This is a genomic window from Bacteroides timonensis (genome assembly GCF_000513195.1).
GTDB lineage: Bacteria > Bacteroidota > Bacteroidia > Bacteroidales > Bacteroidaceae > Bacteroides > Bacteroides timonensis.
In genome coordinates this window covers 1-25162 of the sequence record NZ_CBVI010000135.1, presented here as the reverse complement: position 1 = coordinate 25162, position 25162 = coordinate 1, and the positions used below count along the sequence as shown (strand labels likewise).

The 25162-nt window shown below is 42.5% G+C and carries 21 protein-coding genes and 1 tRNA gene; 9 read left to right on the top strand and 13 right to left on the bottom strand.

Going from position 1 to position 25162, the window contains the following annotated elements:
* Window positions 1-2: 2 nt before the first annotated feature.
* Genes BN161_RS24010 through BN161_RS28925 form a run of 3 tightly spaced genes read left to right on the top strand, consistent with a single transcriptional unit; the run spans window position 3 to window position 2007 of the window.
* Window positions 3-677, top strand: coding sequence for a lipoprotein signal peptidase (locus BN161_RS24010; RefSeq protein WP_007214115.1), 675 nt, complete (start codon window positions 3-5; stop codon window positions 675-677).
* Window positions 674-1660 (top strand): DUF4296 domain-containing protein, encoded by a 987-nt coding sequence (locus BN161_RS24005; protein ID WP_044271068.1) that lies wholly within the window; start codon window positions 674-676, stop codon window positions 1658-1660. Before BN161_RS24010 ends, BN161_RS24005 begins: the two co-directional genes overlap by 4 nt.
* Window positions 1661-1662: 2 nt before the next feature.
* Window positions 1663-2007, top strand: coding sequence for a hypothetical protein (locus tag BN161_RS28925; RefSeq protein WP_074435187.1), 345 nt, complete (start codon window positions 1663-1665; stop codon window positions 2005-2007).
* Here the strand turns inward: BN161_RS28925 and BN161_RS24000 are convergent.
* On the bottom strand, window positions 1958-2719 hold the full coding sequence (locus tag BN161_RS24000; RefSeq protein WP_044271066.1) for a TrmH family RNA methyltransferase: 762 nt from the start codon (window positions 2717-2719) through the stop codon (window positions 1958-1960). The genes BN161_RS28925 and BN161_RS24000 overlap by 50 nt on opposite strands.
* Before the next feature lie 145 nt (window positions 2720-2864).
* On the opposite strand from BN161_RS24000, the gene tamL reads away from it, so the two are divergent.
* Window positions 2865-5168, top strand: a complete 2304-nt coding sequence (gene tamL, locus BN161_RS23995) for a translocation and assembly module lipoprotein TamL (protein ID WP_044271065.1) — start codon at window positions 2865-2867, stop codon at window positions 5166-5168.
* A 75-nt stretch (window positions 5169-5243) separates the two neighbouring features.
* Here the strand turns inward: tamL and BN161_RS23990 are convergent, their stop codons facing one another.
* The 3 genes from BN161_RS23990 to BN161_RS23980 all read right to left on the bottom strand — a co-directional run bounded on the left by BN161_RS23990 (window position 5244) and on the right by BN161_RS23980 (window position 7713).
* Window positions 5244-5798, bottom strand: a complete 555-nt coding sequence (locus BN161_RS23990) for a DUF3332 domain-containing protein (RefSeq protein WP_007218478.1) — start codon at window positions 5796-5798, stop codon at window positions 5244-5246.
* 139 nt (window positions 5799-5937) lie between these two features.
* The gene (locus tag BN161_RS23985; protein WP_007218479.1) at window positions 5938-6372 is read right to left on the bottom strand and encodes a DoxX family protein; all 435 of its coding nucleotides are present in this window, start codon (window positions 6370-6372) and stop codon (window positions 5938-5940) included.
* Between the two features lie 48 nt (window positions 6373-6420).
* Window positions 6421-7713 carry an NAD(P)/FAD-dependent oxidoreductase gene (locus BN161_RS23980; protein WP_044271062.1) on the bottom strand — a complete coding sequence of 431 codons (1293 nt, stop codon included), beginning with the start codon at window positions 7711-7713 and terminating at the stop codon, window positions 6421-6423.
* A gap of 180 nt (window positions 7714-7893) precedes the next feature.
* Here BN161_RS23980 and BN161_RS23975 point away from each other — a divergent pair, with 180 nt between their 5' ends.
* Window positions 7894-9081, top strand: coding sequence for a BamA/TamA family outer membrane protein (locus tag BN161_RS23975; protein ID WP_044271060.1), 1188 nt, complete (start codon window positions 7894-7896; stop codon window positions 9079-9081).
* Window positions 9068-10774, top strand: coding sequence for a phosphoethanolamine transferase (locus BN161_RS23970; protein WP_044271059.1), 1707 nt, complete (start codon window positions 9068-9070; stop codon window positions 10772-10774). The genes BN161_RS23975 and BN161_RS23970 overlap by 14 nt, the downstream gene beginning before the upstream one ends.
* Before the next feature lie 56 nt (window positions 10775-10830).
* On the opposite strand, the gene BN161_RS23965 is transcribed toward BN161_RS23970, so the two are convergent.
* From BN161_RS23965 to BN161_RS23950, 4 genes are all read right to left on the bottom strand, one after another.
* A complete protein-coding gene (locus BN161_RS23965) occupies window positions 10831-12054 on the bottom strand; it encodes an MFS transporter (RefSeq protein WP_044271057.1) in 1224 nt (407 codons plus the stop codon).
* A gap of 69 nt (window positions 12055-12123) precedes the next feature.
* Window positions 12124-12196 (bottom strand) — tRNA-Lys (locus BN161_RS23960).
* Between the two features lie 95 nt (window positions 12197-12291).
* Window positions 12292-13095 (bottom strand): MBL fold metallo-hydrolase, encoded by an 804-nt coding sequence (locus BN161_RS23955; RefSeq protein WP_007218484.1) that lies wholly within the window; start codon window positions 13093-13095, stop codon window positions 12292-12294.
* Between the two features lie 76 nt (window positions 13096-13171).
* Window positions 13172-14560, bottom strand: a complete 1389-nt coding sequence (locus BN161_RS23950; RefSeq protein WP_044271054.1) for an MFS transporter — start codon at window positions 14558-14560, stop codon at window positions 13172-13174.
* Window positions 14561-14726: 166 nt separating this feature from the next.
* Between BN161_RS23950 and BN161_RS23945 the strand changes: the two genes are divergently transcribed.
* Window positions 14727-15140 carry a BT0820 family HAD-type phosphatase gene (locus BN161_RS23945; protein WP_044271051.1) on the top strand — a complete coding sequence of 138 codons (414 nt, stop codon included), beginning with the start codon at window positions 14727-14729 and terminating at the stop codon, window positions 15138-15140.
* Window positions 15141-15233: 93 nt separating this feature from the next.
* On the opposite strand, the gene BN161_RS23940 is transcribed toward BN161_RS23945, so the two are convergent.
* From BN161_RS23940 to uxaC, 3 genes are all read right to left on the bottom strand, one after another.
* Window positions 15234-17570 (bottom strand): GumC family protein, encoded by a 2337-nt coding sequence (locus BN161_RS23940; RefSeq protein ID WP_044271049.1) that lies wholly within the window; start codon window positions 17568-17570, stop codon window positions 15234-15236.
* A 33-nt stretch (window positions 17571-17603) separates the two neighbouring features.
* Complete coding sequence (locus BN161_RS23935; RefSeq protein WP_044271075.1) at window positions 17604-18308, bottom strand: polysaccharide biosynthesis/export family protein; 705 nt, start codon at window positions 18306-18308, stop codon at window positions 17604-17606.
* Between the two features lie 599 nt (window positions 18309-18907).
* Entirely contained in the window at window positions 18908-20314 is a 1407-nt protein-coding gene (uxaC, locus tag BN161_RS23930) for a glucuronate isomerase (RefSeq protein ID WP_044271047.1), read from the bottom strand.
* Window positions 20315-20551: 237 nt separating this feature from the next.
* Between uxaC and BN161_RS23925 the strand changes: the two genes are divergently transcribed.
* On the top strand, window positions 20552-21613 hold the full coding sequence (locus BN161_RS23925; protein WP_044271044.1) for a LacI family DNA-binding transcriptional regulator: 1062 nt from the start codon (window positions 20552-20554) through the stop codon (window positions 21611-21613).
* Window positions 21614-21652: 39 nt separating this feature from the next.
* Window positions 21653-23092 carry a tagaturonate reductase gene (locus tag BN161_RS23920; protein ID WP_044271041.1) on the top strand — a complete coding sequence of 480 codons (1440 nt, stop codon included), beginning with the start codon at window positions 21653-21655 and terminating at the stop codon, window positions 23090-23092.
* A 40-nt stretch (window positions 23093-23132) separates the two neighbouring features.
* Here the strand turns inward: BN161_RS23920 and BN161_RS23915 are convergent, their stop codons facing one another.
* Together BN161_RS23915 and BN161_RS30200 are read right to left on the bottom strand one after the other, a co-directional pair.
* Complete coding sequence (locus BN161_RS23915) at window positions 23133-24695, bottom strand: ATP-binding protein (RefSeq protein WP_044271039.1); 1563 nt, start codon at window positions 24693-24695, stop codon at window positions 23133-23135.
* Window positions 24696-24840: 145 nt separating this feature from the next.
* Window positions 24841-25162 (bottom strand): hypothetical protein (locus tag BN161_RS30200; RefSeq protein ID WP_209441927.1); only part of this gene is annotated, 322 nt, incomplete at its 5' end.

Genomic DNA, 25162 nt, shown 5'->3' with positions numbered 1-25162 from the left:
GGATGAACAAATACCTCACGAAAGGTCGCATTGCGCTGCTCGTTATTTTCTCGGTATTAATTGCTGACCAGATAATCAAGATCTATGTCAAGACTCACATGTATTGGCATCAGAGCGAAAACGCCATAAAATGGCTTTATGAGAAGCTGGGCATGGTAGATGCAGAACCGCCTACATGGTTTTATATTTACTTTACCGAGAATAACGGTATGGCGTTCGGTATGGAGATATTCGGTAAGTTATTCCTTACCTTGTTCCGTATTGTTGCCGTAGGAGCGATAGGGTGGTATTTAACGAGAATAATCAAGCAGGGCTTGAAGACAGGCTATATCGTATGCGTATCTCTGATTCTTACGGGAGCGTTGGGTAACATCATCGATAGTGTATTCTATGGTGTGTTGTTCAATGAGAGTACGCATTCGCAGATAGCTTCATTCCTGCCGGAAGGCGGAGGATATGCTCCTTTGTTCTACGGAAAGGTGGTGGATATGTTCTATTTCCCTATCATTGATACGAACTGGCCTCAATGGATGCCGTTGGTAGGTGGGGATCATTTCATATTCTTCAGCCCGATATTCAACCTTGCCGATGCCGCTATCAGTTGTGGTATTATTGCCCTGTTATTATTTTACAGCAAATATTTGAATGACTCTTATCATGCAATAAAGAAATCATGAAAGGTCTGCGTCAAATTCAATGGTTTAGCATATTCCTGTTAGCATCTTGTTTGACAGCCTGCCAGGTAAAAAGGCCGAAGGTGGTCATATCGGATGCTAAGATGGAAAATGTGCTTTATGACTACCATATAGCAAAGGCTATGGGGGAAGAAGTCCCTTATACTGATGGCTATAAAAGGGTGTTGTACATTGAATCGGTGTTTAAAAAGCATGGCATTACGCAAGCCGAATTTGACTCTTCGATGGTTTGGTTCACGCGTAATCCGGAAGTACTCACCAAGATTTACGAGAAAGTAAACGCAAGGCTGAAAGCGGAGCGGGATGCTGTCAATCATTTAATTGCCATACGTGACAATAAGCCGAAGGAAAGTCTTCCGGGTGACAGTATTGATGTATGGGCATGGCAACGTATCTATCAGCTGACAGGTATGCCGATGGACAACAAGATTACTTTCGTTTTACCCTCAGATACCAACTTTAAAGACCGCGATACTTTGCGGTGGAACGTTCGTTTCCGCTTCCACAACGGTGCGCCTGATTCCCTATATGTTCCCGTCATGGCTATGCAGATTGTCTATAAGGACAGCATGATCAGTGATATTCAGAAAGTATACAAATCGGGTATGGAAACGATTTCACTCTTTGCCGATACATTGGGAAAAATCCAGGAGATACGCGGATATATCTATTATCCCGCAGCACAGGCCACTCGTACATTGCTGACCGACCGCATTTCACTGATGCGTTATCATGCTACGGATACACTGTCGTTTGCTAAGAATGATTCTATTCAGAAAGATTCTGTTAAGACAGAAAAAATAGAAACTCAGAAACTCAAGAAAGAGGAACTGAAACCTGTGGAAGAGAAGATAAACGATAATCCGCGCAGACGTGATGCTGCCCGTCCTCGTCCGTCTTCGGAACCTGCACTGAAGAAGGTGGACAAGCCGGAACATCTTCAATTCCGTAAAGATAAGCCCTGATGATCAAACGATTCGCTTCACATTTTATTTTTCTGCCCGGACATGGTTATCTCAAACAATATGTGGTAGGGGTGGAAGAAGGACAAGTCGTGTCCGCCTTTCCCTTGACAGAGGAGATTGAAGGTGTGGAATGGTTTCCCGGAGTCATTGCTTTATTGGATAATGAAGAAGATATTTCCAAAGGGTACTCCGGTATATTTCAGAAATCAAATGAAGTATTACAGGAACTTCCGGAAGTTTTCTGCCAAGAAACGTTTCCTTCCGAAATGAGTGCTTATCTACTTTATCCTTTCGATTTTACAACGATGCAGCCTGTCGGCGGAACTCAGCACAGACCACTGCGGTAGCAATCGCTACATTCAGTGACTCGGACGTTTCCCTCTCTGCAGGATAATTGGGAATATAAAGTTTGCGGTTAATGAGTTGCTCCACTTCTTTCCCGATTCCGTTACCTTCATTACCCATCACAATCAATCCGTTGGATGATAATTTCTGTGTGTACATATTTTCTCCATCGAGGAAAGTGCCGTAAACAGGTATATCCTTCAGGCTTTGAATGAGGTCGGGCAGGGGAGTATAGTGCAGTTTCACACGGGCAATGCCTCCCATGGTGGCTTGAACCGTCTTTGGATTATATACATCTACGGTGTTCGGGGAACAGAAGATATGCTCTATTCCAAACCAGTCTGCCAGGCGAATGATAGTGCCCAGATTTCCCGGATCTTGTACGTCGTCCAGCGCCAGACAAAGCGAATGGCTGATGACGGAAGCATCCGTTCCATATTCCGGCTGCTCGAATACGGCAAGTACTTGTTGGGGAGTTTTCAATAAACTGGCACGGGAAAGGTCTTCATCAGACACTTCCGAAACATCTCCTACCGGAAGCTTGGGATGTTGCGATAACCATTCGGGCGTAGCTGCCAGAAAGCGGCAGGGAAAATGTCCTAACAAATCGCCTACCAGTTTAGGACCTTCTGCCAGAAAGACTTTTTCTGTTTTACGATTCTTCTTCAGCTCCAACGAGTGGATATATTTGATGCGGTTTTTGCTCAGTGCCATAGCTTAAATGTTATCGTTTGGCAAAAGTACGTGATTATTTCTATATAATCAAAAAACGGAACACACTTCATCCGGTTTTTTATTTCGGAAAAGAAAAAATAGATTTATATTTGTAGTCAATTATGCGCAATTTATTAATTCTGGTATGAAGAAAGGCTTCCACTACGCACTACTTACTGCTGCCATACTTACATTAGCTTCCTGCTCGACCACCAAATATGTGCCGGATGGTTCATACTTGCTGGATGAAGTGCGCATACATACTGATAATAAAAATGTGAAGCCTTCTAATTTGTCCATATATGTACGGCAAAATCCGAACTCCAAATGGTTTAGTCTGATTAAAACCCAGCTGTATGTTTACAACTGGTCGGGACGTGATTCTACCCGCTGGGTGAACAGGGCTTTACGCAGGCTGGGAGATGCCCCCGTTATCTATAGTAAGGAAGAAACTGAACGTTCACGGGAGGAAATGACGAAAGCCGTTCAGAATATGGGGTACATGGGTGCTACCGTAGAGTACATTCCCAAAATCAAGAAGAAAAAGGTAAAACTGGCTTATAAAGTAAACACTGGAGAGCCGTATATTGTCCGTAGCCTGAAATATGATGTTCAGGATGAAAAAATCTGGGAATATATGCAGAAAGATTCTGCATCGACCTATTTATCCGAAGGTATGTACTTCAATGCCAACATACTGGACAGTGAACGTCAACGGATCACGGGTAACCTGCTTCGCAACGGTTATTATAAATTCAATAAAGATTATATTTCTTATACGGCAGATACGGTACGTGGCACTTATCAGGTGGATCTGACCTTGCATCTGGCACGATACAGACAGCATTCCGGTGCTGAATTGCAGGACCATCCACAGTATACGATTAATAAAGTGAATTTCATTGCGGACTATGACGTCCTGCAATCTTCAGCTCTCAGTAGTGTGGAAATCAATGATTCGATACACTATAAAGGGGTTCCCATATATTATAAAGATAAATTGTACCTGCGTCCTAAAGTATTGACTGATAATCTGCGGATAACTCCGGGAGATCTTTACAACGAACAGGATGTGCAGCGCACTTACTCCAACTTCGGACGTCTGCCGGTATTGAAATATACCAATGTACGTTTCTTCGAAACACAGGTAAGTGATAGCACAAAGCTGAATGCCTATGTTATGCTGACGAAGAACAAACATCAGTCTGTATCTTTCGAACTGGAGGGAACGAACTCTGCGGGTGATTTGGGTGCCGCGGCATCTGTATCTTTTCAGAACCGCAATGTATTCAGAGGTTCCGAAACTTTCCTGGTTAAGCTTCGCGGAGCTTACGAAGCTGTTTCCGGTTTAGGGTATAAGAATGACAACTATACGGAACTTGGTGTGGAAACCAGTATAAACTTTCCCCGCTTCATGTTTCCGTTCATATCCAATGACTTCAAGCGGAGGATAAGGGCAACCACGGAATTCGGGCTGCAATATAATTATCAGATGCGTCCCGAGTTTACACGCATCGTTGCATCCGGTTCATGGAGTTATAAATGGGGGTTGCAGCGACAGCGTTCGCAGCATCGCATAGACTTGCTGGACATCAACTATTTGTATATGCCATGGATAGAACCCGAGTTTAAAAACAATTTCCTGAACGATGAGAAGAACTATCTACTGGAGTATAACTATAAAGACCGTTTGATTGTCCGTACCGGGTACAGCTATATCTATAACAGCGCAGGACAAGCATTGATGAACAATGCAGTGATTGGTAATTCTTATAGTATACGTTTCAACTTTGAGTCTGCTGGAAATCTCTTGTATGTGCTTTCTAAAATGAGCAATTTAAAGAAAAATGATCAGGATGAATACACTATCTTGAATATTCCGTATGCACAATATATAAAAGGTGACCTGGACTTTGCCAAAAATATCGTCATCGATAACCGTAACTCCATTGCATTTCATATTGGGGGAGGTATTGCCATTCCTTACGGAAACGCACGGATGATTCCTTTCGAGAAACGTTATTTCTCGGGTGGAGCAAACAGTGTACGCGGATGGTCGGTACGTAGTCTCGGTCCCGGTACTTTCTCCGATGAAAAAGGTAACTTCATGAACCAGTCGGGTGACATCAAGCTGGATGCCAGTATAGAATACCGCACACGTTTATTCTGGAAGTTCAGAGGTGCTTTGTTTGTAGATGCGGGAAATATCTGGACGATTCGCGAATATCAGGATCAGCCGGGGGGTAAATTCAAGTTCGACCAGTTTTATAAGCAAATAGCCGTAGCTTACGGTGTGGGATTACGTCTGGATCTGGATTTCTTTGTACTTCGCTTTGATGGTGGTATGAAGGCTATTAACCCTGAAAAGGGAAAGGATCGTTATCCCATTCTGCGTCCTGACTTCGGACGTGACTTTGCTTTCCACTTTGCAGTAGGTTACCCATTCTAAAAAAATCGGGAGGGGTATAAAGAACAACGGGCGAATGATTACTCATCCGCCCGTATATTCAAGTTCTTTTCTTAATTAGCGTGCAGCGTAATAAGTGTTGATCATCGTTGCCTGACGAGCAGCTGCTACGCCTTGTGCATCCAATGTCACATTCATTGCTTCACCATTCGGCAGATACATCTGTGCAGTACCATCACCGTTCATTTGCAGCAATTCAGTGCTAACACCTTCTGCAACAACATTCCAAGTGTTCAATTCTTTGTCGTAAACCAGCTCCATAGCAGTGGTTTCACCTTCTTTTGTGATAGAGTAACCGTTCTCCAATGTTTTTACGAGATAGTTTCCGTTTTCACCTTTTACTTTCTTCACATCACCCACGTTAGCCATCGGATTGGAACCGCTCCAGAATTCAATGGAGTTGATTACCAACGCATCTGCCAGATAGCAAACAGGATATACGGGGATAATGTTGCAAGCCAGATAAACAAGCTCATTAACAAACTTTGTACCGATACTTTGGTTCCAATTTACCAATTTACTGTGCAGGCCGAAAGAACCGATACAAGAACTGAAAAGAAATGCGCCACAAATCATCACGGTTGCAGCCAAATTCAAATTACTCTTTTTCATAATTACTTTCTTTTGTTTTACTGAGTTTATTGATTTAACTCTTTGCTCTTTTTCTTCGGGCAAATATAAGTGCTTTTTGTGAAAAATACACTTAAATAAGAGACAAAAACAAATTTTCAGTTAAACAGCCCTGGTAAAATTAAGGCTTTTTGGGAGTCAAAGCCTTACCCAGCCAGTGGTCTACGGCAAACTTTCCGGGACCGATAATATACATCAGTACGTATACCACCAGATATATGAAAGCCAGTTCTTTGACCGCAAACGGATCGTTTCCGTGAATAACAAAAAATGCCATCCCCATTGTAAATATCATCGGCAGCATTGCCAGACGATAAAGGAAACCAATGATAAATGCCATAGAACAAGCCAATTCACCGAATATAGCTAATCCCAGTGAAAGAGGACTGCCCACACCCAGCGGGTCGGGAAATACAGCGGATAACTCCTGATAATTAGACCACTTTTCGATACCGTGATTCATTAATAACACACCAAATATAATTCTCACTATTAATAATATAGCAGACGTTGCTGCTCCATCCGGTTTAGACGGGAATAAAAATTTGTAAAGCATAGTCGTTCGTTTTAAACATTTATATTTAATATAACGAAAAATAAGGTATTATGGTTTATCTCTGCGCAAAGGTTTTATAATTACCCGCAAAGAAGGATCGTATGTAAAGTAACTCCACATCCAGTCTACAAAGATAAACAGACGGTTCTTTACACCGACAATACTCATTAAGTGGATGAATAGCCATGCTGCCCACGCGGGGAAACCACCGAAACGAAGTTTTTTCAGTTCCACCACTGCGTGATTACGTCCTATGGTAGCCATGGAGCCTTTGTTGTGATAAACAAAAGGTTGCATTTCAAGTCCCCGTTCCTTTCTATCCAGATTCTGGATCAGATTACGGGCTTGCTGAATGGCTGGTTGAACTACTTGTGGATGTCCTTTCGGGTATTCCTTGGAAATCATAAGTGCAGTGTCACCGATGGCAAAAATATTGTTATAACCCTGAACACAGTTGTAAAGATCGACAAGAAGACGATTACCGGAACCATAGGCTTCCTCTGCAAGTCCCTCTATGCTGTTGGCGCGTACACCTGCAACCCAAAAGACGTTCATTGTTTCCAGAGTACTGTTATCACTCAGTGTCATCGTTCCATTCTCATAATTCGTAACTTGCACACTGGTTATGATCTCTACATCACGTTTTAATAAGTAATTTGCCACTTCTTCCGAAGATTTTTCAGAGAAAGCGGAGAGCAGACGGGGAGCACCATCCACAAGAATAATGCGCATCAGGTTCATATCAAGATCGGGATAGTCTTGCGGAAGCACAAATTTTTTCATTTCTGCCAATGCACCGGAAAGTTCTATACCCGTAGCACCGCCACCTACGATGACAAATGTCATGAGCCGTTTCCTTGTCTCCAGATTGCTGGTATTCTGTGCTTTTTCAAAGCTTTCCAGAATCTGGTTGCGATTAAACAGAGCTTCTGCAGTGTTCTTCAGGGCCATCGTCCGTTGAGACAGCCCATCATTACCAAAATAGTTGGTACGGCATCCGGTAGAGACAACCAGATAATCGTATGGAAGAGCTCCAATGGAAGTCTCCAGAATATTATCTTCGGGAATCACCCGTTGCGCCTCACAAATACGTATATGGAAATGTTTTCTCTTTTTAAATATCTTGCGATAAGGAAAAGATATTGCACTCGGTTCAATACCAGCGGTTGCTACCTGATAGAGTAGGGGTTGGAAAATATGATGATTATTTTTGTCCAATAACACTATCTGGAATTTATCGCTTTTCAATTTGCGTGCCAACTTCAATCCACCGAAGCCACCACCCACAATCACAAGTCGTTTTCGTCCCTCTTTATCGGGAATATCCATTTTTGTTTTCATAATGAAGTTCGTTATTCGTTCTAAAAGAATAACGTTAAAATGGGAATAAAGTTCTGAAATTCTTATTTCTTCCCCCTTTTTTCTTAATGGAAGAAGTTTGAACAAAACACTTCACAAAATTGTTGTTATATGATTAAAATAAAACTAAATTTGCCGACGTAGTTTTCTACAGGTATAATCATGGACGCTAAACTAACGAAATGGCTATTACCGGTGCTGTTATTGATAATAGCCACCGATATATGGGCACAAGGCCCCACAGGAACAGATGTTTCAGTCGACTCTTCTGTATCCGTAACTGACACTTTACCACAAAAGAAAAGTTTCTTCAAGAAATTCCTGGACTATTTTAATGATGCCAACAAAGAGAAAAAAAACAAGAAGTTTGACTTCAGCGTTATCGGAGGGCCTCATTATTCCAGTGACACCAAGTTCGGTATCGGCTTGGTAGCCGCCGGATTATATCGTACAGATCTGAATGATACCATCCTTCCGCCATCTAATGTATCTTTATACGGTGATGTATCTACGGTAGGTTTCTATTTGTTGGGGGTACGTGGAAATCATCTCTTTCCACAAGACAAATACCGTCTGAATTACAATCTTTATTTCTATTCGTTCCCCAGCCTGTATTGGGGAAAAGGATATGAAAACGGTTCTAATGACGATAATGAAAGTGATTACGACCGCTTCCAGGCACAAGTAAAGATAGACTTCATGACTCGTGTAGCGCGGAACTTCTATATCGGTCCGATGGCTGTCTTTGATTATGTCTACGGCCACGATTTTGAAAAGCCCGAACTGTGGGAAGGAATGAAAGCACGGACTACCAATATAAGCCTCGGATTCTCATTACTCTATGATTCACGGGATTTCCTCACAAATGCCTATAGTGGCTATTACCTGAGAATAGACCAACGGTTCAGTCCCGCATTCCTCGGTAATAAATATGCTTTCAGCAACACAGAGCTGACTACCAGCTATTATCATCCTGTATGGAAAGGGGGAGTATTGGCTGGGCAATTCCATACGTTGCTGAATTACGGTAATCCGCCTTGGGGATTGATGGCAACATTGGGAAGTTCTTATTCTATGCGTGGCTATTACGAAGGGCGTTACCGTGATAAATGTGCCATGGATGCGCAGATAGAGCTTCGTCAGCATGTCTGGAGGCGAAATGGCGTAGCTGTATGGGCAGGAGCGGGAACCGTATTTCCTAAATTTTCCGGCTTCGAAGTTAAACATATCCTCCCTAATTATGGTTTTGGTTATCGGTGGGAGTTCAAAAAGAGAGTAAACGTAAGGTTAGATTTAGGGTTTGGAAAAGGCCAGACCGGATTTATATTCAACATCAATGAAGCTTTTTAAAAACATAAAGAAATGGTTGGAAAATCAGGAGCACTTGTTCTATCTGTTCCTGCTGATCCTGATAGTACCCAATATCATCCTCTGTTTTACAGAGCCGATACCTGTGGTGGCAAAAGTATGCAATGTACTGTTGCCATTTGCTTTCTATTATCTATTGATGACTTTGTCGAGAAACTGTGGAAAGATGTTCTGGATACTTTTCTTATTCATCTTCTTCGGAGCTTTCCAAATAGTACTGCTTTATCTCTTCGGACAGTCCATTATTGCTGTGGATATGTTCCTGAACCTAGTAACCACTAATTCAAGTGAAGCTATGGAGTTGCTGGATAATCTTGTTCCGGCATTAGTGAATGTGATTATTCTTTATATACCGGCATTGATTCTGGCTGCAATCTCCATTATAAAGAAGCGGAAATTATCTCCGGAATTTATCCGTCGGGAACGGAAAAAGGCATGGATTGCCTTACTCATCGGCTTTATCTCATTGGGCGCCGCTTATGGACTCGATAAACGTTACGAGCTGAAATCGGATTTGTATCCTGCCAACGTGTGTTATAATGTAGCACTCGCATTCCAGCGTAATGTCCAAACAAGGACGTATCACCGCACATCAGAGAACTTTACTTTTAACGCCCAACCTTCCCATCCGGAAGACAGACGGGAAATTTATATTATGGTAGTGGGCGAGACATCCCGCGCCCTGAACTGGAGTCTTTACGACTATGATCGGGATACGAACCCTGAACTTTCTAAAATAGAAGGAGTAACTTCTTTCTGCCATGTTCTGACGGAATCGAATACTACGCACAAGAGTGTACCCATGCTGCTTTCTCCTGTTTCTGCACAGAATTTCGATTCCATTTATTATCGGAAAAGTATCATTACCGCTTTCAAAGAAGCCGGTTTTCAGACAGCTTTTTTCTCAAACCAGCGATATAACCATTCTTTCATCGACTTTTTCGGAATGGAGGCAGATACCTACGATTTTATCAAGGAAGATTCGGATGACTCCAATTACAATCCGTCCGACGACGAACTCCTGAAGTTGGTAGAAAAAGAGCTTGAGAAAGGAAATCAAAAGCAATTCATCGTGTTGCATACCTACGGTTCACACTTCAATTACCGGGAACGTTATCCGGAAACTGCTGCTTTCTTCTTACCGGATTTCCCCGTAGATGCAGAAGTGAAATACAAAGATAACCTGATGAATGCCTACGACAATTCCATTCGGTATACGGATAATTTCCTGGCACGTATCATCCACCTATTGGAGGAGCAGCAAATAGATGCCAGTATGCTTTACACGTCCGACCATGGGGAAGATATCTTCGACGATGGCCGACACCTGTTTCTTCATGCATCCCCCGTTCCGTCCTACTATCAGCTACACGTACCTTTCCTGCTGTGGACATCCGACAGTTATAGGGAAGAGTATCCCGGGATAGAGAAAGCTGCTTCGATGAACCGACAGAAAAATATATCTTCCAGCATTTCTTTTTTCCAGACTATGATGGAACTGGCCGGAATAGAAACTCCGTATCGCAATGACAGCCTATCTGTCATCAGCCCTCTCTATACAGAGAAATCGAGAGTTTATCTGAACGATCATAATGAACCGCGTCCACTGGATGATATAGGAATGAAAAAAGAAGACTTTGAGATGCTGAAAAAAAGAGGTATAGACGCACAATAATACTGTAAATGAAATGCCCCCAAAAGTTTTATATCTAACTTTTGGGGGCATTTCATTTACTTTTTCTTCCTGATCTCCTCTTTCTCCAGATTTCTAACAGAAGGAATACACATCATCAGAATTGCAGTCAGCACAATGGCAAAACCACAGTATATAAATATGTTACCTATTCCCAAAGAGTCGGCAACAAAGCTTGTCACAAGCAAACCGATGATAGAAGGGAACAAACTTATACTGTCGAAAAGCGAGAAGACGCGTCCCAAATAAATCGGCTTAAACTGCGTCTGCAATAAAGCGGTAAAAGGACCGGATAAAAACGGCACGATAAGCCCTTGTACTACCGTCAATATGGCAAAAAAGACATACCCGTTACCGGGCAACATACCACATACAGCCAGTGCCAGGCCAAGTACCGCATAAGAGAACGCAATCATCAGTATCTTCCTAATCTTAGGATTCCAGATTCCCAGTAATGCCCCTCCGGCCAACATACCCGCTCCGAAAAGCGTTTCTATCAAACTAATCTGATAAGCTGTTCCGGAGAAAGTATGCAGAGTCATCAGCGGCATCAGGGCGACTATCGGCAACACAAAGAAAGTAATCAGGATCTCTGTAACCATCACCCAACTAACTCCTCGGTTGCGCATAATCACATGGAAACCGTCGCGCATATCGTTCAATACACTCTTAGCTGAGATGTTTTCCTTCTTCGGATTCGGAATGTAAACAAACAGTAAGGAAGTGCAGGCAATGATTGCGCCTGCCACATCCAATAACATGACCACACTCATATCGAATGCCAGAAGCAGAATCGCTCCCAACGCAGGACCGCCGATATTACAAACAGACTGGATAGCCTGGTTAATCCCCGCAATACGGGTCAGTTCCTTTTCCGGAGCCAGCAATGGAATGGATGATTTCATTGCCGGTGAATGGAAAGAACCACCAATGGAACGAAGCGCCAATAATATATAGATGTGCCACAATTCCACAATATCCAGGTAAAATAGCAAAGCGATGATACCGGAACAGAGTGCAACGAAACTATCTGCACCTATCATAGTCCATTTCCGGTTCCAGCGATCCACATATACGCCTGCAAATGCCCCTAACAAGGCTTGCGGCAACAAGGCGGCAATCATGGCAAAGGACAAAACTTCCGCAGAACCCGTTTTGAGACTAATCCATAAGACGATAGAGAACTGAGCGATGGAACTACTTAATATAGAAAATAGTTGCCCGCTCCATATTATGATAAATTTTTTCTTCCAATTATTCATGATGAGAGTGAAACAAGGTGAGATTAAAAAAGGTTCTGAAACTCAATTGTTTTCAGAACCTTATCTTCGTACACCCTCAGGGACTCGAACCCTGGACCCATTGATTAAGAGTCAATTGCTCTACCAACTGAGCTAAGAGTGCATCGTTTTTCTTATTTGCGGGTGCAAAAGTAGTCCTTTTATTTTATTCATCCAAGCAAAATAAAATCTTTTTTTCGATGAAAGCGGCTTTTTTTTTTAATCAAACTCATACAAGTCGGAGGGAGTGCTACGCTTTAAAGCGCAGAGTTGCACATCTTTACCTACCAATATACCTTTACTCTTTAATTTCCATTCCACCGTCTTGTAAGCAAGTTCCGGATGATTATTGTCTTTGCTCAAATGGCAAAGCCAGATATATTTCAAGTCTTCCGTGATATTTTCAGCCAGGAACTCGGCAGTTGCAATATTGCTCATATGTCCCGTACGGCTGGTGATGCGCTCCTTTAAATACTGCGGATATGTACCCATACGCAGCATTTCATCATCATAGTTAGCTTCCAGTATCAGGTAATTCGCTTTACGGATAAACTTGGCAGCAGTAGGGGTGATTTCACCAAGGTCGGTAAGGAACGAGAATACTTTTCCGTCGATTTCAATGCAATAACCCACATTGTCCGTACCGTCGTGGGGAACTTCAAAAGACTCAATGTGAAAATCTTCCAGTACCATCGGTTCTTCTTTCTCCAGATAATGGACGGAAGAGTGGAGCTTCTCCGTCATGCAATAACTTTTGTTGATTCCCTCGTGGATACGCGCAGTTGTGTAGACAGGGATATGCAGTTTCTCACCCAGTCCGCCTACAGCTTTGATATGGTCTGCATGGTCGTGTGTAACGAATACCGCGCGTATTGTTTCCATACCGATGCCCACTTCCTTCAATGATTTCTTAATAGTACGTACCGCTATACCAGCGTCAATAAGTATTCCGTATTTTTCAGTGCCTATATAATAGCAGTTGCCACTACTTCCGCTCGCAAGGCTTATAAATTTTACTTTCATTATGTTCTCCTCAATTTAGAAAAAGCCGCCACTTTTATGGCAAAGTGACGGCAAATATACATAAAAAATGAGATATTCAGACCTTGGCTTTCTTCTTTTTGTCGATGGATTGGGTGATTTTGGCAAATACTAACAGTGCCAGTGCAGATATCAGACCGATAGCGGCGAAATAGTACCAGATATAATGCGCATTTGCGCTGGCAGCCTCCCATGCTTCACGAGTCTCAAAGAGGACAGGATCGGGACAGTATTTTGTCAACAATACTCCGGCGATACCAAAACCGAAGATGGAAGAGAGGAAGGAATGAAGATGGCTAAATCCAAGATACATACCTTCTTCACCCTTAGGCGCTTGCAGGGAGAAGTACTCCAGATAACGCGGTGAAATAAAACATTCTGCCAAAGCCTGTATCACGATACCGGCTATCATCATTAATGTGATATTGCTCATTCCGCTTACCACGTCATTTCCAAGCAGGTTACCGCATGCCATCAGCAGAGCCGAGAATGGGATAAGGAACATACCGATATTCATGGAAGTAATAGCCGAACGTTTCGCCATCAAACGCGTCACGAAACTAACGCAGCAAACCACTACAAACGGGTTTACATTGGCTATCCAACCCGGCTTGGCAGTTTCGCCCGCCATACGGATTACATATTTAGGCATCGTAGCGTATAACTGTTGCTGTACCATCCAGAATCCCGTTATAATCAGGATAAGAATCAGCAGACGCCAGTTCGTAATGATGCGCAGGAAGCCCTGGCCGATTTCACGCATACTTTTTCCTTCGCCTGCCGTATGGGTAGATTTATAGAGCAGAACAACGGAAAGCAATGCCAATATGGTCATCGTAGCAGAGAAATAGTTGATATAGATATACGCCTGATCTCCAATAACATTCCGCAACGGGTCAATCACTGTTTTTCCGGTAAATGCGCCAATATTCACCATCATATAAAAGATGGAATAACCGCGTGCGCGGTTTGCTTCCGTAGTTTCTTTTGCCACTGAAGCCGAAATAATGGATTTGATAAACGATCCGCCCACCATGATAACAAACAGCACAGGAACAATCATCCAGCGGCTATCGCTATCCGGCAGTCCGGTGAAACGGGTTGCTTTACCATATTCCACCAAACCGGCAGCTTCCGGCAAGGTAGGGAGAATTCCTAAACCCAGATATCCGACAGACAGCAGCGAAAAAGCAACAATCATGGATTTCCGGAAACCTATCTTATCGGCATAAGCACCCGTGAAGATAGGCAAAAGATAAAGACCACCGGAAAATAAACCGGAAATCATACTCGCTTCAAGGTCGTTGAAGCCTAAAATAGAAGAAAGATAAATGGTGAGAACGATAAAAACGGCATAATACGCCATACGTTCGAACAGTTCGACCGTGTTGCTTACCCAAAAGGCTTTAGTAAACCCTTTAGATACATTTTTGGGTGATTGAGTCATCCTAATATTATGTTGTTAGTGAAAAATTAAGCGCAAAAATACATTTTTATGAAATTATATGCAAATTTCTTTCATATTTGCCTATTGTAAATTGTAAAAGGGAGAGAACGCTTTGTTTTTTCAATAAGATTCGTATCTTTGTTCTGTAATTTTTCAGCATAAAACTATGACAATAGCAGTTGATTTCGATGGAACTATAGTAGAACATCGCTATCCCCGTATCGGTAAAGAAATTCCTTTTGCAACAGACACTTTAAAACTGTTGCAGCAAGATCAGCACAGGCTCATCTTGTGGAGTGTGCGCGAAGGTGAACTTCTGGAAGAAGCCGTTGCCTGGTGCAAAGAAAGAGGAGTGGAATTCTATGCTGTCAATCGTGATTATCCCGAAGAGAAACGGCAGGATTGTGGATTCTCCCGTAAACTGAAAGTAGACCTTTTCATTGATGATCGTAATCTGGGCGGATTGCCCGATTGGGGACTTATCTATCAGATGATTAAAGAACATAAAACGTTCCGGGATATCTATACGCAAGGTAATATTCCTGCGGAACAGGACAAAAAGAAGAAGTGGTGGTTTTAGAAAATACCGTCCGGACTTTACCTAACTTATGAAAGTCCGGAGCAGTATCTTCATTGAGAAGAAAAAAAAGTGAGATGAAAAAATGAGTGTATATTACTTATGCTTTTTATGAGTATCTCTGTAACCATAACTATATCCGTAGCCATATCCGTAACCATATTTCTTTTCCGCCAGATTACCACCATTCACTACCAAAGATATTTGATTCAGTTGCCCTGACCGTTGTATCTCTACAATTTCAGACAATACATTCTTGTGCGTATAATTCATGCGACACACATAGAGTGTGAAATCAGTCACTTTACTCAAGCTCAATGTATCACTAATCAATCCCACCGGAGCCGAGTCCACAATGATATAATCAAACTGTTCACGAAAATACGCGAATACCTCTTTCAATCGGGCTCTTTCTAACAGTTCTGCCGGATTAGGAGGGATAGGTCCGGCAGGTGCGACGAATAATTGCTCGTGTACTCCTGACGGGAAGACTATATCTTCCGGTTTTATCTCATTGTCCGAAAGGTAACTGGTCATACCTACATGACTCTTTATTCCGAAGTACTCCGCCAGTCTGGGACGACGGATGTCCAATCCTACTACCAGTACCCGACATCCCAGAAAAGCAAAGGTCAGAGCCAGGTTGATGCTAATGAAACTCTTTCCTTCTCCGCTAATGGCGGAGGTCATCAGGATACATTTTTTGTCACCGTCTTCGGTAAGGAAACGCAGATTGCTTCTCATGCGGCGAAAAGATTCTTCCATGATACCGTTTTGTCCTTCTTCAACGCCACCACCTTCTTTGGTATAAGGAATGATTCCCATTACAGGAATTTGTGTACTCTCAACTTCTGCTACCGATATAATTTTAGTATGGAAAATTCCTCCGAACAAAATAACTCCTGCTGTCATTACACATGCCAGAAACAGACTTCCGGCATAGATCATCATACTTCGCGGAGCTATCGGTCTATCAGCAGATAGGGGAGCATCAATCACTCTTGCTTTGTTCATTGTGGCTGCCAAAGAAATAGCTGCCTGTTCACGCCGTTCAAGTAACATCAGATATAGGTTTGCCTTAATTTGCTGTTGACGGTCTATGTTATTGAACTCCCTTTCCTGCTTCGGCATATTTCCGATACGGGAGTTGAAATAATCGGTTTTACGCAGAATATCAGTACGTGCTATGCTCAGTCCGTCTTTCACACCGACCACAGAACTTACTACATTTCTTCTCAATGCATCAATGCGAATATCCTGATTAACAATCGTCGGATTATCTGCTTTCATGGTGTTCATCAGCCGCTCACGTTCCAGCAGTTCCTTGTTATATTCGTTAATCAGTTGCATCAACTCCGTATTGGCAATGCCAGTATTCACCGGTAATAGCGAGAAACGGTGTTTATCATCCGATAAATAGTTATAGATATAGTTAGTCATATTTAGCTGCATCTCCACATCCAGCAACTTCTTTTCGTACTCATTATTCGTATTCAAATCCAGAGTCATGTTGGTTTTCAAATCGCTCAGGCGTTCTTTTTGTTTGTATTGCTCCAGATGCTTTTCTACAAATCCCAGTTCGTTGCTGATACTGTCCAAACGTTCTTCCAAAAAGATGAGTGTATTTCCTGTCACCTTATTCTTATCATCCATTGCATCCCGGTTGTAGACTTCAATCAACTTAGCAAGAAAAGCTTCTGCACGGTTCTTATCCGTATCCTTGAAGGTCAGGCTGATGATAGAAGTTTTCTTTGAGGTAGTAGTGACCACCAGCTGACCGGAATAATCGTTCACGGCATCGATAGGACGGCAAATACTAATCTTTATGGTCTCGGAAAACTGATGTCCGGGCAGTAATCTTAGAGTGCATCGTCCGGCAGGAGTTTCCACAAAAGCAGGGAAACCTGTGAAAGTCTCCGTTACACAAATATCGTCCAAGGCGCTGCTCACGGCATAACGTTCACCTGTTTTCTCTACTTGTATCAGTAATGTCCCGCTCAATGTATCCATGGATGCTTTGTCCATAGAAGCAATGATGGGAGGTGTAGCGGTTTCATTATAGAAAAGTCCATCTTTCACCTTGTACTTCGTATGCAGATTCAACTCATTAATCACTTGCAGCAAGATAGAGCGTGAGCGCAATATCTCCATTTCATCTTCAATCTGCGTATTTGCAGAGGTAAGGGAAGAAGGAGCGACTTTCTGAAATAACTCGTCGATGGCCTTATTGCTTCCTTCCGAATCTTTGATGACAACAGAAGCCGTTGCCTGATAGACGGGAGTAGTTACATGTACATAAATATATGCGCCGGCAAGTGCTACCACAGCAGCCAGCAGAAACCACCGCCAGTGTGCCAACAGTTTGTAGAAAAGTTCAATCAGGTCTATTTCTTGTTCCTGCATTTGGTTAGTGTCTGTATGATTGGTGTTCATATATAGATTGTATTAGTAGTGATTTTATACTTTTTATCGTAAAATGTTGACCATTAATCCCGCCAGAGATATGAGAATAGAGGTTATGGAAATCAGAAGATTGGTGGAAGAACCTATGTTGGCACTTTGTTTCTTCGCCTTGTTCGGCTCCACGTAGACGATGTCATTCTGCCGTAGATAGAAGTCAGGGGAATAGATGATGTTTTCATCATTCAGATTGATGGTGATAAGTTTTTGTTTGCCGTCTACGGTGCGGATGATACGTACATTATCCCGCTTCCCGTATATGGTCAGATCACCCGCCATTGCTACAGCTTCAAAGACATTCACCTGTTCGTTATTTACGGTATAGACTCCCGGGCGGCTTACTTCTCCAATTACGGAAATCTTATAGTTTACCAACCGGACAGTCACGATGGGACACTCTTTCAAGTAGCGTTCCAGTTTCCCCACAATCAGTTCAGAGGTTTCTTGAGTAGTCATTCCACCTACTTTCAAGGTGCCGAGTACAGGGAAAACGATCTCGCCCTGATTGTTCACCAGATAGTTTTGCAGGGTAGGTTGTGAAACTAAATTAGTGGAATTGATTCCTGTTTGCGAAGCAGGTACCACTAAATTGAAAGGCAAGGCGGCTTCCGGTTCAGAACAACTGACGGAGATGGTAAGTAAATCTTTAGGCATGATGCGAGCATCATATTCTATAAGAGTATCTTGAAATCCCCCATTCAACTTTTGCAGATAGGATACTCGCCTGCTTGATGAACAGGAAGAACAGAGCAGGCATAGAAAAGTTGCCGCACATAAGACAGATATAATATTTCTCATCGTGTATATCCGGTGCCGAAAGTCCCCATACGACACCTATAAATAAAATAAAAGCGTGGGAACTGTTGCCATCATCTGTCAAGAGGTATCGCCAAACACCCGGATATAGATAATAAAGACAACAGCCCACGCTCTACTATACATTTGGATATACAGCGAGCATGAGCGTTTTGTTGCCTATTATTCTTATATCCATTTGAAATTTGGCGATTTCCTTGACAAGAATAATATGGTAAACGCTTCTAACTATTTAATATGTAATCTTTTAGGAGTATATCAGAATATTCCTAAAGATGTCGCAAAGTTAATGAATAATTTATAAAAGCCAATAACATAGAGAAATTTTCTCTTTCATATATATAATATCTCATGCAAGGTTAAAGGATATACCCGATTATTATTAAAGAAAAGTAACATTATTCTTAAAAAAAGCGTTGGATGCGTATAAAAGAAAAGGAGCGCATCAATATAACTTTGATGCACTCCTTGCTATGGGTAAAATAGTTCTTCTTTTAGAACTTGAAGAAATTCTTAGCGTTATAGTAGCTGATATCTTCAATCATCTGGTTCACGCGGTCCATTTCAGAAGCCGGAATTTCACCATTTTCAATATCACGGCCAACAAGATTACACAATGTACGGCGGAAATATTCATGACGCGGATAGGAGAGGAATGAACGAGAGTCCGTCAACATACCTACGAAACGGCTCAACAGACCCAGTACGGAAAGAGCATTCATCTGTTTCTCCATACCGTCTTTCTGATCGAGGAACCACCAGCCGGAACCAAACTGTATCTTACCCGGAATCGTGCCATCCTGGAAGTTACCCAACATAGTGGCAATAACTTCATTAGCGCATGGATTGAGGTTATAAAGAATAGTCTTCGTCAACTTGCCTTTGGAATTCAAGCGGTCGAGGAATTTAGACATTGCCTTAGCAGTAGTAAATTCACCAATAGAATCGAAACCGGTATCAGCACCGAGCAACTTGAACATCTTACTGTTATTGTTACGGATAGCGCCATAGTGGAATTGTTGTGTCCAGCCTTTTTCCCAGTCCATTTCACCGAAGATAACCAGCATAGCTGATTTGAATTTCAGGATTTCTTCCTTGGTCAGTTCTGCTCCACCATACACCTTATTAAATATAGCTTTGATTTCAGCATCTGTATAGTCTTCTGCGTAGAATTCTTCAATGCCGTGGTCAGACAATTTACAGCCTTGTTCAGCAAAGAAGTCATGACGCTTGCGCAAGGCAGCTATCATATCATCGAAATTAGAGATAGCAACGCCGCTTACTTCGGCCAGTTTCTCAACGTATGCACGGAAGTCAGCAGGAACTTCTACAGCCATTGCCTTGTCAGGACGCCATGTCGGCAACATCTTGATTTCAAAACCACTTTCGCGTGTTTGAATATGATATTCCAGAGAATCAATAGGATCATCCGTAGTACAAACTGCTTCCACATGATAACGGCGCATCATGCCACGGGCAGAGTATTCCGGCTGAGCCAGCTTCTCATTACACTCGTCATAAATCTCACGGGCAGTCTTCGGGCTCAGGATCTTATCGATACCGAACGCTGTCTTCAACTCCAGGTGTGTCCAGTGATACAAAGGATTACGGAAAGTATAAGGAACGGTTTCAGCCCACTTTTCAAATTTTTCCCAGTCGGAAGTATCCTTACCTGTGCAGAAACGTTCGTCTACACCATTGGTACGCATAGCACGCCATTTGTAATGGTCGCCGCCCAACCAGATTTCAGTCAATGACTTAAACTGATAGTCGTCTGCTACCATTTTAGGGATTAAGTGACAGTGATAATCGATAATCGGCATCTTGGCCGCATGTTCATGATACAACTTCTGTGCGGTTTCTGTCTGCAACAGGAAGTTTTCATCCATAAATTTTTTCATTCTACTGTGTTTTAAGTATATAAAAATATTACTTTCTCTTTTTTATACCTATATAATATTGATTGTAAAGCTAATAGGCAAGATATTGGTTTTTGCTTTTATTAACCGTTATCGAACACAAAAGTAGAAAATTTACTTGGAGAAACAAAATAATTCGTATCTTTGCCGCAAATATTTATAATATTTAAGTTTTAGACATTGAACCTTTAGTGCCTTAAAACGAAGGAGACAAAGAATATGGAAAACAAGAACTACACCATTAAAGACATTGCCCGCATGGCGGGTGTTTCTGCCGGAACTGTGGATCGCGTGTTGCACAATCGGGGAGATGTTTCTGCCGCCAGCAGGGAGAAGGTTCAAAAAGTGCTTGATGAGATAGACTACCATCCTAATATGTTTGCCATTGGTCTGGCAGCCAAGAAGCGCTACCGTGTTCTGTGTATTATACCTTATTATGTGGAACATGACTATTGGCATTCCGTTGCAGAAGGCATCAACCGTGCCGCACAAGAGTTGCGTCCTTTTAATGTAAACGTGGACTTTTTGTGCTACCATCATGCCGACCGGCTTTCTTATGAAAAAGCCTGCGCGAAACTCCGCAAAGAAATAGTGGATGCCGTATTGATCGCCCCCAATTTCCGTGAAGAGACAATGTCGCTGACATCTCATCTGGAAGGAAAAAAGATACCTTACGCATTTATCGACTTTAATATAGAAGATACCCATGCACTCTGCTACATCGGCCAAGATTCCCGAACAAGCGGGTATATGGCCGCTAAAATCCTGATGCGTAAGTATAGGGAAGGGCAGGAGCTGATATTATTCCTAAATAATAAAAAGAACAGTCCGGCAGAAATACAAATGCAACGACGCATGGACGGTTTCATGAATTTTATTGCACAGGAGCATGAGAATCTGGTGGTTCATGATGTAGTACTGAATAAAGAAGATGATGAAGCCAACCGCCGGACATTGGAAGATTTCTTTGCCGCACATCCCAAAGCGGTATTAGGAGCTGTCTTTAACTCACGCGTCTATCAGGTGGCAGGATATCTACAGGAAACAGGACACCATTTGGAAGGATTGGTTGGATACGACCTTCTACCCAAGAACGTGGAGTACCTGAAATCCGGCGAAGTAAATTATCTCATCGGACAACGACCGGGACTGCAAGGATACTGTGGCGTAAAAGCTCTGTGCGACCATGTCGTATTCAAACGTCCAGTGACCGGTGTAAAGTATATGCCTATCGACATCCTGATGAAAGAAAACATCAATTTCTATTTTGAATTTGAATAAACATCATAATATCAATCACTTTAAAAACGATTTTTAAGCATGAAAGCATTAAACAAACAGACCGCTCCCAAGGCTCAGCGCCCGGAACGTATCATTCAATTCGGTGAAGGAAACTTCTTACGTGCATTTATCGACTGGATTATTTATAACATGAACGAAAAAACTGATTTCAATAGCAGTGTTGTAGTAGTTCAACCCATCGACAAAGGTATGGTAGACATGCTGAATGCACAGGATGATCTTTATCACGTAAACCTGCAAGGATTGGATAAAGGAGAAACAGTCAATAGTCTGACAATGATCGACGTTATCAGCCGTGCACTGAATCCTTACACTCAGAACAATGAATTCATGAAGTTGGCTGAGCAACCGGAAATGCGTTTTGTAATCTCCAACACTACGGAAGCCGGTATCGCTTTCGATCCCTCCTGCAAACTGACTGACGCTCCGGCTTCTTCTTATCCGGGCAAACTGACTCAACTGCTGTATCATCGTTTCAAGACATTCAACGGTGATAAGAGCAAAGGTCTGATTATCTTCCCTTGCGAACTTATCTTCCTGAACGGTCACAAACTGAAAGAAACCATCTACCAATATATCGAATTATGGCAATTGGGTGATGAATTCAAGACTTGGTTTGAAGAAGCATGTGGTGTATACGCTACGCTTGTTGACCGTATTGTTCCGGGATTCCCGCGCAAGGATATTGCAGCAATCAAGGACAAATTGCAGTATGATGATAACTTGGTGGTACAGGCTGAGATTTTCCATCTTTGGGTCATCGAAGCTCCGCAGGAGATCGCCAAAGAATTCCCTGCTGACAAGGCTGGTTTGAATGTATTGTTCGTTCCTTCTGAAGCACCGTATCACGAAAGAAAAGTAACGTTGCTGAATGGCCCCCACACTGTTCTTTCTCCGGTAGCTTACTTGTCGGGCGTAAACATTGTGCGTGATGCTTGTCAGCATCCGGTTATTGGTCAGTACATCAATAAGGTAATGTTCGATGAGTTGATGGAAACATTGAACTTGCCGAAAGATGAGCTGAAGAAGTTTGCGGAAGATGTATTGGAGCGTTTCAACAATCCGTTTGTTGACCATGCCGTTACCAGCATTATGCTGAACTCTTTCCCGAAATATGAAACTCGTGACCTGCCTGGCTTGAAGACTTATCTGCAACGCAAAGGTGAATTGCCTAAGGGACTGGTTCTCGGCTTGGCCGCTATCATTACTTATTATAAAGGCGGTGTTCGTGAAGACGGCGCTGAGATCACCCCGAACGATGCTCCGGAAATCATGCAATTACTGAAAGACCTGTGGGCAACAGGTGATACCCAGAAAGTAACCGAAGGTGTACTTGCTGCAACTTCTATCTGGGGCGAAGATTTGAATAATATCCCGGGACTTACCGCTGCTGTGAAGGCTGATCTGGATTCTATCCAAGAAAAAGGTATGCTAGAAACAGTGAAGGGTATCCTTTAATTAATCTATAAGTATCGTAAAGAAGGGTGGAGCAGTGGCTTCACCCTTTTTCTATCTTCCACGCCCCAATAGTACGCGTCGCACTGTCGAAGTTCACACCCACCTTGACTATCTGTCTGCCGTCCGGCAGGTAAGGAATGGCGTACTGTTTGCTGTCTATCTGAGCTAAAGCCTCCTCGGGAGTACCATCGAACTTAAACTCAAAAACGTAAATGGCGTCTTTCATCTTCACGACAACATCCGCGCGCCCAATGGCGCTTTTTACTTCGGTGTCCACATATTGTCCCATCAGGCGGAACAAAAGGTAGAAAATGGTCTGATAGTGCTTTTCGGTTTTGTTCTCCAAATCATTAGGTATAGAAGCGAAAAAGGAACGGGTGCGCTCCAGACAACTTTCAATATCGCCTTTGCGTAAATCGCGGATAAATGAGACGACATAGAAAGTGTTGTTCTGCCCGGGAAGGTGTACGTAGGCAGGCAACAGGGATTCTATAAATCCTTTGCGTACTTCTCCGTTGGGGTATGCCAACCGATATATCTGAAAATCCGGATCATAGCCTTTGATAGTAAGATAACCACTTTGATAAAGTACCGGGATAGGACTTGTTATGTGTTCGGTGGGTGCATCAAACTGTTCGTCGGTAGCTTCTACACTTTCCAGTTCACGCACATCAAAATCCGCTTCCTGTAGCAGGTCTATCAAGAAAGTAGGGGTACCCGTGGAAAACCAAAAGTTTTTATATTCCTTTGCATTGAAAGCATTGAACAGGCTGAATGGGTTGTATATGTCTTCGCAATGCTTGCTAAAATGATAACCGTCATATTGCCGCTTCAGATGCAAACAGGCTTCCTCGTAAGTTTCACCGTTTACTTTAGCCATTTGCTCAATATCCGGCTTCAGTTGTGTCAGTAATTCTTGCTCAGTGATACCACACAGTGCGCTGAAGTCATCACGCATACTAATATTCTGGAGGTTATTCAGTTCGCTGAATATGCTCATCTGGCTGAATTTGCTGATGCCCGTAATGAAAAGAAAACGCAAGTATTGTCCCAATCCTTTGAGCGGACTGAAGAATTTGCGCATTTCGTTGCGGAGCTGTTTTTGCAACTGAATATCGGAGTTGCTGTCCAGCAGGGGGGCGTCATATTCGTCAATCAGTACGGCTATGGGTTTTCCGGTCTGTTCGTAGGCTCTCAATATGATTCCTTGTAAACGGGCAGCAGGAGTTTCTTCTATCCCATTTTTCCCATAAATTTGTTCCCAGCGGGATAGAAAGAGATTTAACTGTTCTTGCAAGTCGAACAAAGTGGTATATTTGGTCAAGCTGAAGTCTATATGCAGCACCGGATAAACTGTCCAATCCTTTTCCAACCGCTCCATTGCTAACCCTTTGAAAAGTTCTTTTTTCCCTTGAAAATAAGCTTCGAGCGTAGATACAAGCAAACTTTTGCCGAACCGACGGGGGCGGCTAAAAAAATAGACTTTATCGGTATTAGCCAATCTGTAGACTAATTCCGTCTTATCAACATATACGCATTGCCGAGTGCGTAATTCTTCAAAATTCTGTATTCCTATCGGATAACGTCTGTAGTTTTCTTCCATATATGCTGAATTTTAACGTTTACAGTTACAGCAAAGATAATACTTATTCTTCGAATTCACACATTTATACGAACCAAGATAATCGATTAACGCAAAAACGTAGTATTCCTCAATATATACCAAGCTCTGGTATAATCTTTGGGTACTAACAGAAAAGGGCGTAGTACGCTACAGGCGCCGGAGTGATGATTTTTCTCTCTTGAGGGATCAATATGGCCACATCGTTATGGCCAACACTGCATGCATAGGCCTGTTTGCTATTTCCTATATCAATTTCTGGGATAAAGATACCCTGTTGTGCTGCAGCCGATGGCAAGGCATCATATTGTTGAATCTCCGGACTGGGAAAGTAACATCTCCTCCATTTAATTATGGAAAAGATATCCGGGAAGTTTTGCTTGATTCTAAAGGAAGAATCTGGCTCGCACCTTATAATGACGGTATCCGGTATCAGGGAAAACGCTGAA

Coding starts and splice junctions, on each gene's coding strand:
- BN161_RS24010 (WP_007214115.1), top strand. CDS start 3: ATGAACAAATACCTCACGAAAGGTCGCATTGCGCTGCTCGTTATTTTC.
- BN161_RS24005 (WP_044271068.1), top strand. CDS start 674: ATGAAAGGTCTGCGTCAAATTCAATGGTTTAGCATATTCCTGTTAGCA.
- BN161_RS24000 (WP_044271066.1), bottom strand. CDS start 2,719: ATGGCACTGAGCAAAAACCGCATCAAATATATCCACTCGTTGGAGCTG.
- tamL (WP_044271065.1), top strand. CDS start 2,865: ATGAAGAAAGGCTTCCACTACGCACTACTTACTGCTGCCATACTTACA.
- BN161_RS23990 (WP_007218478.1), bottom strand. CDS start 5,798: ATGAAAAAGAGTAATTTGAATTTGGCTGCAACCGTGATGATTTGTGGC.
- BN161_RS23985 (WP_007218479.1), bottom strand. CDS start 6,372: ATGCTTTACAAATTTTTATTCCCGTCTAAACCGGATGGAGCAGCAACG.
- BN161_RS23980 (WP_044271062.1), bottom strand. CDS start 7,713: ATGAAAACAAAAATGGATATTCCCGATAAAGAGGGACGAAAACGACTT.
- BN161_RS23975 (WP_044271060.1), top strand. CDS start 7,894: ATGGACGCTAAACTAACGAAATGGCTATTACCGGTGCTGTTATTGATA.
- BN161_RS23970 (WP_044271059.1), top strand. CDS start 9,068: ATGAAGCTTTTTAAAAACATAAAGAAATGGTTGGAAAATCAGGAGCAC.
- BN161_RS23965 (WP_044271057.1), bottom strand. CDS start 12,054: ATGAATAATTGGAAGAAAAAATTTATCATAATATGGAGCGGGCAACTA.
- BN161_RS23955 (WP_007218484.1), bottom strand. CDS start 13,095: ATGAAAGTAAAATTTATAAGCCTTGCGAGCGGAAGTAGTGGCAACTGC.
- BN161_RS23950 (WP_044271054.1), bottom strand. CDS start 14,560: ATGACTCAATCACCCAAAAATGTATCTAAAGGGTTTACTAAAGCCTTT.
- BN161_RS23945 (WP_044271051.1), top strand. CDS start 14,727: ATGACAATAGCAGTTGATTTCGATGGAACTATAGTAGAACATCGCTAT.
- BN161_RS23940 (WP_044271049.1), bottom strand. CDS start 17,570: ATGAACACCAATCATACAGACACTAACCAAATGCAGGAACAAGAAATA.
- uxaC (WP_044271047.1), bottom strand. CDS start 20,314: ATGAAAAAATTTATGGATGAAAACTTCCTGTTGCAGACAGAAACCGCA.
- BN161_RS23925 (WP_044271044.1), top strand. CDS start 20,552: ATGGAAAACAAGAACTACACCATTAAAGACATTGCCCGCATGGCGGGT.
- BN161_RS23920 (WP_044271041.1), top strand. CDS start 21,653: ATGAAAGCATTAAACAAACAGACCGCTCCCAAGGCTCAGCGCCCGGAA.
- BN161_RS23915 (WP_044271039.1), bottom strand. CDS start 24,695: ATGGAAGAAAACTACAGACGTTATCCGATAGGAATACAGAATTTTGAA.